Origin of the sequence: Hymenobacter mucosus, assembly GCF_900188255.1 — a bacterium.
Classification (GTDB): Bacteria; Bacteroidota; Bacteroidia; order Cytophagales; family Hymenobacteraceae; genus Hymenobacter; species Hymenobacter mucosus.
The window spans coordinates 29350-43725 of the sequence record NZ_FZNS01000007.1 but is presented as its reverse complement, the minus strand read 5'-3'; the positions used below and the strand labels follow the sequence as shown (position 1 = coordinate 43725).

Below are 14376 nucleotides of genomic sequence, written 5' to 3'. Positions count from 1 at the left end.
GCCTAGCCTGATGCATGCGCTATACCATCTGATTTACCAAAGCCACGCGAAAGAACCGTTCAACTTGCCTGAGTTGATAGCCTTATTGACGCAATCCCATAAGCACAACAGTAATAAGAATATTACGGGGCTACTGCTTTACTTGCCAAGTGGACAAATTCTCCAGTTGTTGGAAGGCGAAGAATCCGTCGTCAAGAATTTATATTATGAACACATTGCGCTAGACCCTCGTCATACGGCCTGCACCGTACTAAACGAGGGTCCTTGGGCAAGGCGCAGCTTTCCAGGTTGGTGCGCTAGTTTTCCGTTAGAATACCCTGGGCAGGAGTGTGACCTGCCAGGTTACGTAGAGCCCAGTAAGTTACGCGCAATGATGAGCTCCCTGGCGCCAAACCGCCCGGGGTTGGTACATCTGGTTATGGATTTCATTGCGCAGTATGATGACTCCTTCTAAGGTCGAGAAGCAGAGCAGCTAGTTCGAGCTTAGCTTTCCTTTACAATGTTGGGCTCACTGTCCTTAAGATCAAGGGTAATCTGGGCCATTACTTGGCGTAAAAGAGTATCTGTAATTTCTACTAGCGGTTCTAAGCTCTGCTGATCAAAGTCACCCTCCCAGCTTTCTAGCTGCTCAATGGGCGCCAGCACTTGGAATACTTGCAGGTGGGCCAGGCTGGGCTTGATTTTGTGAGCCGCCGCCTTCAGTATCTGAACATCCTTGGTTTCCAGGGCATTTTGCATACTAAAGAGTACACTTTCACTGCTTTTCAGAAACGTGCGGAGCATGAACGCCACGAAATTGCTGTCGTTTTGGGCGGCGTTTTTGAGGATATCAGGTCGGTAGAGCGTAGGTGCCTGGTCTTGTTTGGAGGACGAGCACAGCAGCCACTCATGCACAATTTTAAGCAGGTCGTCCTCGTGAAACGGCTTCGATAAGTAGTCGTTCATGCCCGCAGCCAAGCATTTCTGGTTATCTCCCCGAATGGCATTGGCCGTGAGGGCAATGATGGGTAGGCGTTGGCCCAGCACCTTGCGCAGTTGCGCAGTAGCCTCTAGGCCATTCATCACGGGCATCTGCACGTCCATCAGAATCAGGTCGAACTCCTGTTCCTGGGCCATGCGTACCGCCACTTCCCCATTTTCGGCTTCCGCCACTTCAATGGAGGCTTGCCGCAGAAACGACTTGGCCAGTACCCGGTTGTATTCATTGTCTTCGACTAGCAGAACCCGCTTGCCGCGTAGCCCCTCCCGAATGAACTTGGACCCTACGGTAAGCTCCTTGCGGGGCAAATCGGCCACCGAACCGATGGGTAGTGACAACGAAAAGGTACTGATGGTACCACGGTGCTTCTCACTTTGAATGCGGATACTGCCACTCATGAGGCGCACCAAGCTTTGAGAAATACTCAGCCCTAAGCCGGTACCACCAAACTTCCGCGAAACCGACGAGTCCTCTTGGCTGAAATCCTGAAACAAGTGCTTGAGATACGCCGGGTCGATACCAATTCCTGTGTCGCTCACGCAAAACTCCACAACTGCCTCCTCGTTAATCGTACCGGTCAGTTCACAAACAATGCTTACTTGGCCTTTCTCCGTGAACTTGATAGAGTTGCCGGCAAGATTGAGCAGCACTTGGGTGATACGATAAGGGTCGCCGAGTAATACATCGGGTATATCTTGGCTTACCTGTACGCTCAGCGTGAGGCCCTTGTCTTCGGCTTTGTACTGCAAGGTTTTTTCCACCTGCTCGCACACCTTCGACAGGTTGAATCCTATTTTCTCAATTGCCATCTTACCGGCTTCTATCTTCGATATATCCAATATATCGTTGATGATAACCAACAGGTTTTCGGCCGAGGAAGAAATGGCGTGCAAGTAATTATTCTGCTGGGTTGAAAGCGGCGTTTTGGACAGCAGCTGACTCATACCCAAAATGGCATTCATGGGCGTGCGAATCTCGTGGCTCATGTTAGCCAAAAACATCTCCTTGGCTTGGGCCGATTCTTCCGCGTGCTTTTTTGCTTCCCGCAGCTTGCTTTCTAGCTGCTTCTGGTGCGTGATGTCGAGGTGAACCCCAATAGAGCCGACAATCTGCTTCTCATCGTTGTAAAGCGGAGCCCCGCTCACCAGCAACCACTTTAGTGCCCCACGCTTGGTTTTTATTGGTACTTCGTACGTGTCGGAAATGCCAGCGGCGCGCAGGTGCCGTTTATCACGCACCATTGCTTGGTTGGCTTCGTCCAATAGCATCTGATCGGGCGTATTATATAGCAATTCGTGCTTCGTGTACCCGCTTATCTCGCAGTAACTATCATTTACGAAAATAGCTTCGCCGTTCAAATTCAATTCTACTAAGCCTAGGTTCAGATTCTCTAGAATGCCCCGATATTTTTCCTCCCGGCGCTTCAGACCATCTTCCTCCCTCCTGCGTTTTGTTATATCTTCATAGTTCCACAGATAACCGATGTAGCTGTTTTTGGCATAAATGGGCGTGGAGTCGCGGCTCAGGGTTCTACCATCTTTCATAGCAATAGCCTCACCGCGCACTACTACCCCTTGCTGGGTAGTACGGCCAGCATCCTGCTGCATAAAAGTGCTTTCATTGCTGAACTCCCCCTTGATCTGTTCGGCTAGCCAAACGCAATCGGCGCCGACCAATTGGGCAGGCGTATAGGGCAACTTGAACAAGCGGCAGAAAATCTCGTTTACCAGAATAACCTTGCGGTTTTCGTCTTCCAGCAGTACCGCCCTATGCAAGTTAGCAATGGTACTGCCCAGCCGCAGAGTCGATGCTTCGAGCGCTAGCTGTGTTTTTGTAATTTCTGTTATATCCGCATGAGTGCCCGTGGCAATGAGAGGGTTGCCATGCTCATCGCGCTTGGTTATCATACCCCGCGACAGAATCCACATGTCTTGCCCTTCTTCGTCGGTTAGCCGGTATGTGGCTGAGTAGAAGGGTAGCTCACCACGTAAGTATGCGCCCATGGTTTGCCGGGCGGTTTCGTAGACTTTGTGCTGTGGGGTAGTGCCCTGATGCTCCTTATCACTGTGCAAGTGCAACGGCTGCCCATCGTAGGCAAACAGTTGGCAGTACTTGGGCGACATATGGAGTAAATTTTTTTGGAAGTCGTACTCCCAGTCATCATTGCCCAAAGCCGTCATGGAGGCCCGCCAGCGCTGCTCGCTTTCCCGAATGGACTCTTGAGCAACGGTAGACGACGTAATATCCTGCAGAATACCTTGGTAGAGCAGGCCCTTCTCGTCTTTACCAGACATTACGGCCGTTCCACGCCACCACCGCAGAGGTTGGCCCGGTACCACGGCCCGTCCTTCAAAGTGCCAGTTGCTGCGCCTCCTGCTTGCTTGGAAGATAGACTCGTGAAAGCGCGTCCGATCATCAGGGTGTATGTAGTCGGTAATTTGCTGGTCTGGATCCGGGCATATCCCGAATAATTCCTGCAATTTCGGACTGACGTAAGTGCACTGGCAGGTGCCGTCAAAATTCCAGCGCCACTCATACAGTACCCCGGGGGCATTCTCAATCAGGGTCCGGAAACGTTGTTCACTTTCCGTGAGCACAACCTGCGTTTGCTTCCAGACAGAAATGTCCTCAACCATCCCGGCGTAGAACAGCAACTCACCGGCACTATCAAAGATAGGCTGGCATTTTACCCGAATCCAGTCTCCTTCCTTCGTGGAGCAAGGATTGGGCACTTCATACTCGTAGGGTAGCAGCTGGGCTAGGCAGTGGTTAATGTAAGCATCCGTAGCGGTGCCCAGCAGGCTTTTTCCCAGTAATAATTTAGCCTCTACCCCTAGTACATCCTCCAAGGTAAGCCCGCACATTTTGGTGAAGCCCGCATTTACCCACGTAATCCGCCCGTGTGCATCACTAAGCAGCAGAGCCGTAAATACTTGCTGCATGAGCAGTAAACACTGGTCTAGCTGATGTGCGATAGGCCAAGCAGTAGGCGCGTGCTGCTTGGTCTGGGTCGCTTTAAGAGCAAGAATCTCGGCTTCCTTTTGCGCTAGCAGTGCCCGCAACTCCGAATTTTCCATTGCAAGCAGGGCACTCTGGTAATTACTCATTGCCATTAAAATTCTCCGTCTTGGATCATTTTATAAATAGTAGACCGCCCAATGTCCAGCTTCTTGGCTACCAAGGGCACATTGTTCTCATACTTGTCTAGGTGATGGCGAATGATGGTGCAGGTATATTCGCGTAGAGTTTTTTCCTCGGCCAGCAGCCCATTGTTTTTAGCGGCGGGAGGAAACAAGATATCCTCCGGCTGAATTTCCCGACTGTTACTCAGCACCGCAGCTAGTTCGATGATGGTTTTCAGCTCCCGAACATTTCCGGGGTAGTCATACGATATCAGCTTTTCGTGGGCAGTTGGCGCAATGCTCATGGATGGCTTCTGGTAGGCCTTGCAGAACTCATCTAGGAAGTGCTTGCCCAGCAGGATAATATCCATTTGCCGGTCGCGCAGGGGAGGCAGCACAATTGGCAAGCCAATGATGCGATAGTACAGGTCTTCCCGAAAGCTGCCTTTCTTGGTTTCCTCAGCCAGGTTTTTATGCGTAGCCGTCACCAGGCGCACATTCAGCTTGATCTTCTCGCTTCCTCCTACGCGCTGCAATTCCCGCTCCTGCAAAACGCGCAGCAACTTAGACTGAACATTGGGGTGCAGCTCGCCAATCTCATCGAGAAACAACGTGCCGTTATTGGCTTCCTCAAATTTGCCAATCTTGCGGCTGATGGCTCCCGTGAAGGCGCCTTTCTCGTGACCAAACAGCTCGCTTTCTACTAGTTCGCCGGGAATAGCCGCCATGTTCAGCGCAACAAAAGGTCCTTTTTGCCGCTCCGAGTTCATATGAATAGCCTTGGCCACCAGCTCTTTGCCGGTGCCCGTTTCCCCATTGATGGATACGTTGACGGGCGTTTGTGCGGCCCGCTCCATCAGGTCGAAGGTGCGCAGTACGGCTGGGCTGTTGCCTTTCAGCAGCTTGTTGAAGCTGTACTTATCCTGCAACTGCCTTTCCAGGTGTTGAACCTGCTGCTTTAGAGCCGACGTTTCGCGAATCTTCTGGATGGCATTCCACAGAAGCTCTTTGGTGTACTCATCCTTCACCAAGTAGTCGGTAGCACCCAGCTTCAACAGTTCAACGGCCGTTGCAATCTTGCTTTGGGCGCTAATAACGATAACGGGCACCCCAGGAAAGTGGCGTAAAATCTTTTTAAGCAGCTTGTCGCCACTGATATCCGGCAGCGAAAAGTCGATAGTAATAACATCGGGCTTTTCCTGAACTGCCTCAAAGAATTCCTTACCGAGAGAGTAGAGTTTGACTGTATAATCTGGATTTAGAGAGAGTTGATACTGTAGTAGTTGGCCATACCAAGGGTCATCTTCAACAATACAAATGTTGAACTTCGTACTTATGTCGGATTTCATTCGCAAACGAAAAAACGCGTAACACTATAAGCATATGGGCTAAAAATCACACCCCATACTACTCTTTCAAAGTCGGTTAAAAAGGACTAATGGAGTCACTTGCACTATAGTATAGCTCATCCGTTGCAATGTCCAGTAATAGCACTTTACTACATAAATAGCATGCGCTAGCCGGGAAATGACATGACAAAAAATTGCACTTTTATTAATCACCAATTATTAACACTAGAATACTGGCTGTATTTCATGGAAACAGCCCGCTTTATTCACTACAAAATGTACATACATAGGATACAGCCACAAATTTAGTGTTTATACGATATCAAACGATATTTAATTATCTATTCCATAGTACTATACAGCGAAATTTTTTTTTGTAGAATCTAATTTCCCAAAATGAACTGGCTTTTAAAATACAGGAATAGTCCTAGTATTGGTTATAGTTACGCAGTACAATACTTTAAGTTTTGTGCATTGCTTATTTAAAATATAAATTATATAATAAATTTATTATCCTCACAATCTCTGTTTTGTACTTTATGGTAGTAATAGTTTTTTAGCAAACTGCCAATAAATTCCCATTTTTGGAAAAGCTGATTTTCATCACGTTTTGCTACTCTTCATAAAACATCGTCAAGGATTGGTAGTGACCAAGCTGATGTTCCAATAAGGATTGCTGACTTAGGGTACTCAGCAACGGCCGCACGCCCTCTTTGTACTTTGCAGCAGACACGCGCTCTATTAGGTAGTTATACTTCTGGGCAATGATATCCCACTTGTACCGTCGCTCTGCCACGGCCTTCATCTCGACGCCTACGTTCTTCCACGTAGCGAAGCCGATGGTTACAATAGCCGCTTTTAACTGCTCTTTGGAAGCGAAGTATAAGGCTTTGTGTTCGGTGGTAGCCGTGTTGAATGCTACATTGTAGGCAAGAATAGGTAGTCCTAAGTACATGGCTTCGACTAAGGACGGGTTGGTGCCACCGGCGCTATGCCCATGAATGTACATAAAGCAATTGCCACGCAGTACGTCGAGTTCTTCCTGGTTGTAGATGGGGTCCAGCAAATGCAGATTGGGGAAGGCACCGTAAGAAGCTTTCAGCTGACGGCCAAACTCGCTATTGTTCCAGTTACCAACGAGCACGAAGGGATAATCAGTCAGTTCCGCGAATGCCTCCAGAATTAGATGTACGTTGTTTTCTGGCTCGATACGGCACACCTTGAAGGCGTAGGGGCTGCTCAGAAAGGCATACTTCTGTTTGTAGGTAGCGGTAATAGGCTGGCGTACAGTATGGTCGCCGCCGTACTCAATTACGCGGCTCCGGGTGCTGTACGTACGGGCAGTATAATCCTGAATGGCATCGTTATCAGAAATATCGGCGTGGGAGTACTTCACGGCTAGGTTTTCAGCGTAGCGTAGGTACCATTTGGCGAGGCGGTTCCACTTGTCACGGCGCCACTCAATGCCGTCGATGGAAACGATAATTTTCTTACGCGTGAGGAGCTTCACGAAGGGCAGCATAATGCCGCCCGGTACGCCCAGGATGAGCAGCACATCAGCAAAAAACAGGGCGTGCAAGATGCAGAAACAGTCGTAGAGTACGCTCTGAATCCCGTTGGCATCAAGGGGAACGTATACTAGTTGCGCTCCTTCGTAGTGGCTTTGCCGTTTCTCCCGCGGGTACTTCTTACCGCTGCAATAAACGGTTAGCTCGTGTTTATGGCCCAGGTATTTTACTAGGTAGGCCGCTAGGGTTTCAAATCCGCCGTAGCAGGCGGGCAGGCCTACGGTACCAATAATGGCGACTTTCTTGCTGGTCATTGTTCGTAAAGAGAAGAATAGAGGGAAAGGGAATAGAGGCGCGGCTTCTGACACTACTGGCCGGAAGGAAGCAGCCTAGGCCGCAGCCGAGCGTTAAGCGCCGATAGGATTGCCGGTTTCCTGCGCGGCAGGCACGAACACGTGGGAAAACTCAGCCTGGAAATGACGCCGAATCTGTTCGCCGAAGCGAGCAGGAGAAAAAGCGGCGGCGCGCTGCAAACAGGCCGCCGACATGCGAGCATAGGCCCGCGGGTTGTTGCGCAACAGCAGCAGTGCCTGTTGCAAGGCGGGCAGGTCGCGCCCATCAATGGCAAAACCGGTCTGCCCAATCAAGTTTACTTCGCTGACGCCTCCTACCGGGGGTACCACCACTGGCCGACCGTAGTACATAGCTTCCAGGATGGTCATGCCGAACGTTTCTACCCACTCTGCGGGCCGAGACAGGTTGACGACTACTGCCGCCCGCTGGTAGAAGGGGTGCATGTTGCAGGTGGTTGGAAACAGGGTAAGGTTGGCGGGGATGGAATAGGTTGCCCGGTAGCCATCCAGTTGCGCGGCGCTGGCGTTGAGCACCAATTCAAACTGCATATCGGGCAGCGTGCGGGCTAACTGAAAAAACTCGGGCACTCCTTTATAGTCCTTTAGTGAGCAAGCCATTAGCACCACAAATGGCTGCTCAGTAGGACTCGGTGCGTGATGGGCTTCCGTAAGAAATGTGAGCGGCAAGGCATTGTAGACTACCTCTTGATGACGGACCGTTAGCCCTAGCGCTTCCTGCACGTAACGAGACACAAAGAGGGCACGGTCGGCCGTCAGATTTACAATGCGGCACAGCAGGCGCTTAAGCAGTGCGGGCCGAATAGACACTTCGTGCAGATGGTAGACTACCCGGGCCCCGCGGCACTTGGCCGCCAGCGCCGCCCCACCCGGCAACAATGAGTTGATGTAGACCACCGTGCTGGGGGTTGCTAGCCGCATTACGGAGATGAATACCGCCACCTGGGCCCACAGGAAATTAATCAACGTGCGCCACCGGTTAGGGCTCCAGCGGTACGGAAGAGCATGCGTTATCACCCCGGGTAAGTCGCTGAGGAAGCCGGGCTCCTCGTTGGGGGTAGCAGTGAGCAGATCTACCCGATAACCAGCGCTTAGCAGAAAATCGAGCGCGTTGCGCAGCACCAGCGGGCTACCGCTACGGTCGTTAAGTAAATGAACAGCAATAACGTTTTTCATTGAGCAAGGACGTTCTGATAGATGCGCTGCAGTTGCTGACCTCGCCGGGCCCAGGTATGATGGGCAGCTACGTGGGCACGACTACGCTGGGCTTCGGCGGCGAGTAGGGCCGGGTTGGCAAACAGCTGGGTTAGCAGAGCGGCGAAGTCGTGGATGTTTTGCCGGAAGGAGGCGTAGGGCACTTGCAGGCAGGAAGCTGGGGGTACTAGCTCGCCAGGACCTTCGTTTTGGTAGCACAGCACCGGCACGCCATAACTCATTGCCTCGGCTACTACCATCCCAGCGCCTTCGTGGGAAGGAAAGAAAAACACGGAGGCCTGCCCGTAGAGCTGCAGTAGCTCGGCGCGGTCGAGCCAAGCCAGATGCTGGGTGCACTGCGCTACGCCCCGCTGCGCAAGTAATGCGTGCAGGCGCTTTTCCTCAGGGCCGCTCCCAATAAGTAACAGGCGTGCTTTCGGAAGGTCGGCGGGACTCAGACCGTGGTAAAACTCGGCGAAGGCCTCAATGACCATATCAAACCCTTTGAGGGGGACCATTCGGGCGGCAATCATCACTGTGAAGTTCTCGGGCGACATTCTTGGGGTTGCCAAAGGCAAATCCACCGCCACGGAGGGCACAATTTCAAACTGTTCGGCCTTAAGGCGCAGCCGGGGCGCTACCGTAGAGTTCATGCAAAGCACCCGGCGGGCCGACCGTTGCGTGATGCCCAGAAAGGGGTCGAACTGCCAGAAGGCATGCTTCATGAGGCCCAGGAGCCGGTCTTTGCCGTAGGCCAGGGCCCCGTGCTGACGTAAGTGACTAGCCGGAATGGGCGGGTGATGCCCAATGGGCCCCCACACCAGCGGCCGACCCAGTAACCATAGAAAGGAAGGTGTCCAGTCGTTGTGGAAGTTGAGGTTGTGCACCAAATCAACCAGTGGGCGGCGGTACCACAGCCACACTCCCAGCCCCAGCTGCCACAAGTAGAAGTACAGCACCGACAGCAGCGGGCCCTTTTTCCACCAACGCGTCCAGGCCGGCAAATCAAAGTAGAGAAAGGTGATGGAGGAAGCTAGCGGCGCCAGTTCGGGGTGCTCGGCAAGAAACTTGTCGATGGGAGGCTGATTGTTTTCACGCGTGACGGCCACCACCCGGTGCGAGCGGGCCGCCTGCAGAATAAAGCTCCACCCCATGCCATCTTCAGAGCCCTTGTAGGGATTGACGGCGTAGGCCGTGATGAGCACAGTTTTCATCAGGCAACGGCCGCTATGTGGGGCGCGGGCACTCCCGAAGTCTCCCGCACGGAAATCACCCGGGCCGGAACGCCCGCAACCACGCTACGCGCCGGCATTGAGCGCGTAACAACGGCGCCGGCCGCTACTACGCAGCCTTCGCCTATGTGCACCCCATCAAGAACCGTTACTTTGCTACCAATCCAGCAGTTGGGCCCAATATGAATGCCCCGCCGCGTGACGCCCTGCAAACGAATCAGCGCGTCAACGTCCGCGTGGCAATGATTTTCGGGATGGCAGCTGAAGTACTGCCCAATAATGCAGTTGGCCTCAATGCGAAGCCCGCCGCCCCCACCCAAATAGGCAAACTCTCCTATGCCTACCTGATTGCCGATGTAAATGTGCTCGCCTGGCTCCTGCAGGGAGGTAGACACCACAACCTGGCTGTAGGCGCCAATGCTTACGTTGTGGCCCAGCGTTAGCCCCCCGGTAGAGAGGCCGCTGAACCGAACATGGTCACCGGCTTTCAGCCAGCGGCCAAAGCGGATGCGGCTCAAGTAGTTAAACTGTACGTTGTGGCCCAGCATGGCGCCCTGGGGGTTGCGGCCCCGCAGCCACAACAGGCTGCCCCGCATGAGGGCGCCGGCGGTGCGGACTGCAAAGGCGAGCAGCCAGGTAGTGGGCACGGCGGGGTGAATGACGAAGTGCGGGTTGCGACGCCGCACCCAATTTTGTAGCGGTGTTTTCATTTGATTTCTTGCTGGATGTAGCGGCCGATAAGCGTGAGCGTAGCGTCGAGGTTGTGGTTTTCAATAGGCACGTACTGCGACTGGTGGTAGCGGCCCGAGAGTTGCCCAAACAGGGCTTGGTACTTTTGGGTGAGCTGCACAATGGTATCGGCCGACAGCTCCTGCTTGCGCCGCAGAATTTCCTCGGGGGCGGCGTACAGGAAGAAGTTCAAGCGGGGCTTGTTGACGAAGGTGTACAGCGCCTTAGTGAAGCGCTCAGGCAGGCAGATGTTGCTGCGGCGGCTGTCGTTGATAAAGTCGAAGTAGTACCGGTCGTAGAGCACCACGTGGCCGCGGCGCGTGTACTTCAGCCACACCACGGCTTGTCCCAGCACGTAATCGAGGTAGTAATAGCTGAAGCGGGCCAGCGAAGAACTCACCTTCTGGTTGTTGCCCTGGCGTGGCAGCGTGTGCGCCGAGCGCTTTTCGGCTTCCTGGCGGCCATATTTCCAGGCGCTCAGGATAGGTAGTACCGAGGGGCGGTGCCGAATCACAACTACACGCTTGCGCCACTTCTTTTCCAGGCGCTCCTTCACATGCGCAATTACCGTAGACTTACCGGCCCCATCTACCCCACTAAACGTGATGACAAACCCTTGCGGGCGAAAAAAGGAGGCAATGGTGCTCAAGCCGTACTGGCAGGTCCGCCACCACCGGCTCACCGCCTGGTTGCCGGGTTGGCGGGCTACCTGCTGGCGCAGCTGCTTGCCTAAGCTGGGCTCATAGTGGGCCGCGCTGGTCAGGCTATCGAAGTGCAGGCCGTATTTGTTGCCGAAGTAGGTTAGCAACTGCTGCTGCTCCGGGGCGGGGCGCTGCTGGAAGTGCCGCAGGTGCGTAGTGGGCACGTGGCTTTGGTTCAGCCAGTAAAACAGCCACGTGTATTCGAAATCGTGGTGGGGAGCGGGCACAGGCACGGCTGCCGTGGCGGCTTGAGCATGAGCCAAGACTTCCGCGCTGTTGCCGATGCGCACTGCTTTACGCAGGAGTTGGTGCAGCACATCCACGGAGAGAAATGACCCATCCTGAAAAAAGCAGTCGACGGATACCATGTGCGCCTGCCGCCGCACGGCCGCCGAGCGAACCACGGGAAAACGCTGTAAGAAAGCCGCTACCTCGGTGCCGCGCTCCTTAGTAAGCAGCAAGTCTACATCGGAGGTGGGCGAAGGGTAGTAAGCATTTTCGGCGCGCGGCTTCAGCACTACCCCGCCCTGGGGCGCAAGTCCATCCAAGAGGTCGTAGAGACACAGCTGGCGGTGTTCTAGGTGAGAGGCTAGCTCCAGGGTCAGAAGCTCGTTCCAACCAGCCAGCAGCCACTGTATTTGGGTGTGCCACTGCTCCTGCTCGTGGTATACGAGGGCAAAGCTGGAAATCTGATGCAGCAGATACAGACGCAGCGCCAGTTGCAGCTGAGATTCCGTGAAGGCCGGAAACTGTTCCCAAGCCTGGTCCCAAAGCTGCTGTCGAATATCTGTTCCTGTGGCTCGGCGCACTAGTAGCCCTTGCTGCACATGAAAGTGAAACAAATCGTAGAGCAGTGGCGCTTCGGGCAAAGCAAACTCTAAGTCATATAAAGCCAGCTTCTCCGGCTCTACCCAGCAATTCCAGGGCGTAAAGTCTCCGTGGGCAAAAGCCAGCGGCACCACTTGTTGAGGATTGATCTGGCGCAGCAGGTGCTGAAGCTTGGCGCGCAGGCCATACGGAATGCGGGTTTCGGGTAGGGCCTGCAAAGCGGTTACCTGCTGCTGCACTGTTTGCCAGAAATCAGTGTCGGCCAGGTTGCGGTGCACCATGGTTTCGCGCAGTTGCTCTTGCAGGTAAGCAAAGTGCTGATAGATAGGTGCGCTGGCCCGTACTGCGTGCGTAGACTTGACGCTGGTTTGGAGCAGAAAATCTGGCCCGGCCTTCACAACCTCTGGCACTTGAAAAGAGGTGCTTGGGCGGCGCGACAACGCCCGTAAGACCTTCGTTTCGGCCTGCACCTTGTGAGCTGCTTTTAGCGTAAGCGGAAGCTTGGCAAACACCTGCTGCCCGGCAGCGTCAGCGTAGCAGCAAACGGCTTTGCGGTAGGGGCCCGGCGTACCCGTGAACAAGGCAAAGTCAGGGGTAGGCCAAGGTTGCGCCTGCGTGCTGGCAAAGCGGTACGGCAGGAGCGGGAATAACGCATCGGCAATGCCCACGGCATAGGCACTTCGGACGAAGGCACTAAATAGCTTGGCTTTGGGCGAAGCCGCATTATAAAACTCCAGAAACAGTGGCTGGCGCAGCGTAGCGGGCCACACCCAACGCAGGCCGCCAGCAGGGTTGTGAAACCCACGCAGTTGCAAGCCACCCTCAGCAACCGGTACGTAGCCAAGCTTGCCCATCAGGTCGGTGAGTAGCTCCTGGTCGGTATCTAATCCTATAGTAGTTGTGGTCATGCGGGAAGTAATGCCAAGGCAGGGCCAAAACCATCTTTCAGCATAAGCACCTTTGTTTCAACCTACTACACCACCATCCTCTGACTACTATGTCCATAAACTGGACAGTCACTCTATCTGGTGGAATGCCTTTGCGGGTATACTCATGCGGTGCTATACCAGCCTACCTTCCTCCCACCCTGAGTCATGCGCGGTACAGACTGTTCTGCTACGCGGGGTTTTCAATTCAGCATAGCAATCTTACATATCATTGATTATCATCATATTAAACTCCTCCTTTAGCTCATACCTAGTCATTCCACAATTTGGACGTGCAGGAGTTGGGGCCAACCGTAGCCCTACCCCCCGCACGAAAGCTAAAACCTACGGAGCGGCTTGGGTTTCGCTGGCTGGGCCGTACCGCCGGGTAAGAACCATAGGAAACCCATCGGTAGGCAAGCGCACTTCCAACAGCAAATCATGCTCGGGCCCAGTGAGGTGCAGCACAGGCCGGGGGGCACCCAGAGCATCAAGCAACGAGAAGACGCTGGTTGGGTCCGTTACAATTACCACGGTCTTGCCCTTAAACTGCCGCTCTATGCGCAGTGCCACGGCTGGCAGTTGGCTAGGATTGTACTCCTGAATAGTATGATGCAACGTTTGAGCCAGCGGCGCCACGGTAGCCCGCGAACTGGTGGCCGAGGTAGCAAGCAACCCAGCTACCCCGCGGCGGCGCAGTAACTCAAGCAGTGCCTGGGCCCGCGCCTGACCAGCCGGCGCCAATGGCGGATCGGGGAGGCCAGTGGTAGTTAGCTTTTCGGCGGCGCAAACTAATAGCACCGTTGTGACGGCGCCCCCCGTGCGAGTGCGGGGCATTGCTGTATGGTTCAGCAGCAGCAAAACAACAAGTACCAAGGACCGCAACAGGCTAGGCCAGGCAGCCGAAAATGCGCCCTGAGAAACGAAAAAAATCATAAAAGCTACGAACAGATAGGGTAAAAAAATCCGGCTGCGGATCAGGCAGCCGGATGATGACAATACATGGAAAACCAGTACCGCTAGTGCTTACCAGGAACCGCAACGGCAAACCACTCCTTGACGCGGCCCAACACGGTAGTTTGCGGTTGGCGGGCCAGGCGCCCCCTAGGTTTAAAGTGCGTCTGGTCGAAGCCCAAAGCGGGGCGGCGCTGCCGCCGTACGGGCTTGGGATGGTGATGATGTGAGCAGCCATGGGAGGCATCGTGGCCTCCCGAGTACGTAAAGCCGGGCGCGAGGGACGCCAGCATAACGGGCGCCTCAATGGGAGATAGTGCCCCCTCAGATTCCGCCGAGTAATCAAGCTCCGACAACGCATCATCGGTCAGCTGGGGCATAAATAGACGCGAAATCACTAATAGGCTCAACATAAGCGCGCACCGGCTCAGGAGCACGAAAGAACTAACAGCGTGCATAGTACAGACAGGAAAGAAAGGTAGA

At 54.0% G+C, this 14376-nt stretch carries 10 protein-coding genes; 1 reads left to right on the top strand and 9 read right to left on the bottom strand.

Translation table 11 applies throughout. The features are described 5' to 3' along the window. Positions 1-10: 10 nt before the first annotated feature. Positions 11-454, top strand: coding sequence for a BLUF domain-containing protein (locus CHB83_RS24405; protein ID WP_089333406.1), 444 nt, complete (start codon positions 11-13; stop codon positions 452-454). A 29-nt stretch (positions 455-483) separates the two neighbouring features. Here CHB83_RS24405 and CHB83_RS16510 read toward each other — a convergent pair whose 3' ends face one another. The 9 genes from CHB83_RS16510 to CHB83_RS16470 form a co-directional block, all read right to left on the bottom strand. After that, positions 484-4056 carry a PAS domain S-box protein gene (locus CHB83_RS16510; RefSeq protein WP_179225546.1) on the bottom strand — a complete coding sequence of 1191 codons (3573 nt, stop codon included), beginning with the start codon at positions 4054-4056 and terminating at the stop codon, positions 484-486. Between the two features lie 35 nt (positions 4057-4091). Continuing rightward, a complete protein-coding gene (locus CHB83_RS16505; protein ID WP_089333404.1) occupies positions 4092-5450 on the bottom strand; it encodes a sigma-54-dependent transcriptional regulator in 1359 nt (452 codons plus the stop codon). Positions 5451-6063: 613 nt separating this feature from the next. Next, positions 6064-7272 (bottom strand): DUF1972 domain-containing protein, encoded by a 1209-nt coding sequence (locus CHB83_RS16500; RefSeq protein ID WP_089333403.1) that lies wholly within the window; start codon positions 7270-7272, stop codon positions 6064-6066. A gap of 93 nt (positions 7273-7365) precedes the next feature. Beyond that, entirely contained in the window at positions 7366-8505 is a 1140-nt protein-coding gene (locus CHB83_RS16495; protein WP_089333402.1) for a glycosyltransferase, read from the bottom strand. Further along, positions 8502-9737 (bottom strand): glycosyltransferase family 4 protein, encoded by a 1236-nt coding sequence (locus CHB83_RS16490; protein WP_089333401.1) that lies wholly within the window; start codon positions 9735-9737, stop codon positions 8502-8504. The genes CHB83_RS16495 and CHB83_RS16490 overlap by 4 nt, the downstream gene beginning before the upstream one ends. Then, the gene (locus tag CHB83_RS16485) at positions 9737-10465 is read right to left on the bottom strand and encodes an acyltransferase (RefSeq protein ID WP_089333400.1); all 729 of its coding nucleotides are present in this window, start codon (positions 10463-10465) and stop codon (positions 9737-9739) included. Before CHB83_RS16485 ends, CHB83_RS16490 begins: the two co-directional genes overlap by 1 nt. Continuing rightward, positions 10462-12921: a hypothetical protein gene (locus tag CHB83_RS16480; RefSeq protein ID WP_089333399.1), complete on the bottom strand. Its 2460-nt coding sequence runs from the start codon at positions 12919-12921 to the stop codon at positions 10462-10464. The genes CHB83_RS16485 and CHB83_RS16480 overlap by 4 nt, the downstream gene beginning before the upstream one ends. Before the next feature lie 363 nt (positions 12922-13284). Then, positions 13285-13776 (bottom strand): histidine phosphatase family protein, encoded by a 492-nt coding sequence (locus CHB83_RS16475; RefSeq protein WP_143437164.1) that lies wholly within the window; start codon positions 13774-13776, stop codon positions 13285-13287. 182 nt (positions 13777-13958) lie between these two features. Then, the gene (locus CHB83_RS16470; protein WP_143437163.1) at positions 13959-14351 is read right to left on the bottom strand and encodes a hypothetical protein; all 393 of its coding nucleotides are present in this window, start codon (positions 14349-14351) and stop codon (positions 13959-13961) included. Positions 14352-14376: the final 25 nt, after the last annotated feature.

What these genes read in the sequence shown, in the direction of transcription:
- CHB83_RS24405 (WP_089333406.1), top strand. Translation starts at nt 11, where the DNA reads ATGCATGCGCTATACCATCTGATTTACCAAAGCCACGCGAAAGAACCG.
- CHB83_RS16510 (WP_179225546.1), bottom strand. Translation starts at nt 4,056, where the DNA reads ATGGAAAATTCGGAGTTGCGGGCACTGCTAGCGCAAAAGGAAGCCGAG.
- CHB83_RS16505 (WP_089333404.1), bottom strand. Translation starts at nt 5,450, where the DNA reads ATGAAATCCGACATAAGTACGAAGTTCAACATTTGTATTGTTGAAGAT.
- CHB83_RS16500 (WP_089333403.1), bottom strand. Translation starts at nt 7,272, where the DNA reads ATGACCAGCAAGAAAGTCGCCATTATTGGTACCGTAGGCCTGCCCGCC.
- CHB83_RS16495 (WP_089333402.1), bottom strand. Translation starts at nt 8,505, where the DNA reads ATGAAAAACGTTATTGCTGTTCATTTACTTAACGACCGTAGCGGTAGC.
- CHB83_RS16490 (WP_089333401.1), bottom strand. Translation starts at nt 9,737, where the DNA reads ATGAAAACTGTGCTCATCACGGCCTACGCCGTCAATCCCTACAAGGGC.
- CHB83_RS16485 (WP_089333400.1), bottom strand. Translation starts at nt 10,465, where the DNA reads ATGAAAACACCGCTACAAAATTGGGTGCGGCGTCGCAACCCGCACTTC.
- CHB83_RS16480 (WP_089333399.1), bottom strand. Translation starts at nt 12,921, where the DNA reads ATGACCACAACTACTATAGGATTAGATACCGACCAGGAGCTACTCACC.
- CHB83_RS16475 (WP_143437164.1), bottom strand. Translation starts at nt 13,776, where the DNA reads ATGCCCCGCACTCGCACGGGGGGCGCCGTCACAACGGTGCTATTAGTT.
- CHB83_RS16470 (WP_143437163.1), bottom strand. Translation starts at nt 14,351, where the DNA reads ATGCACGCTGTTAGTTCTTTCGTGCTCCTGAGCCGGTGCGCGCTTATG.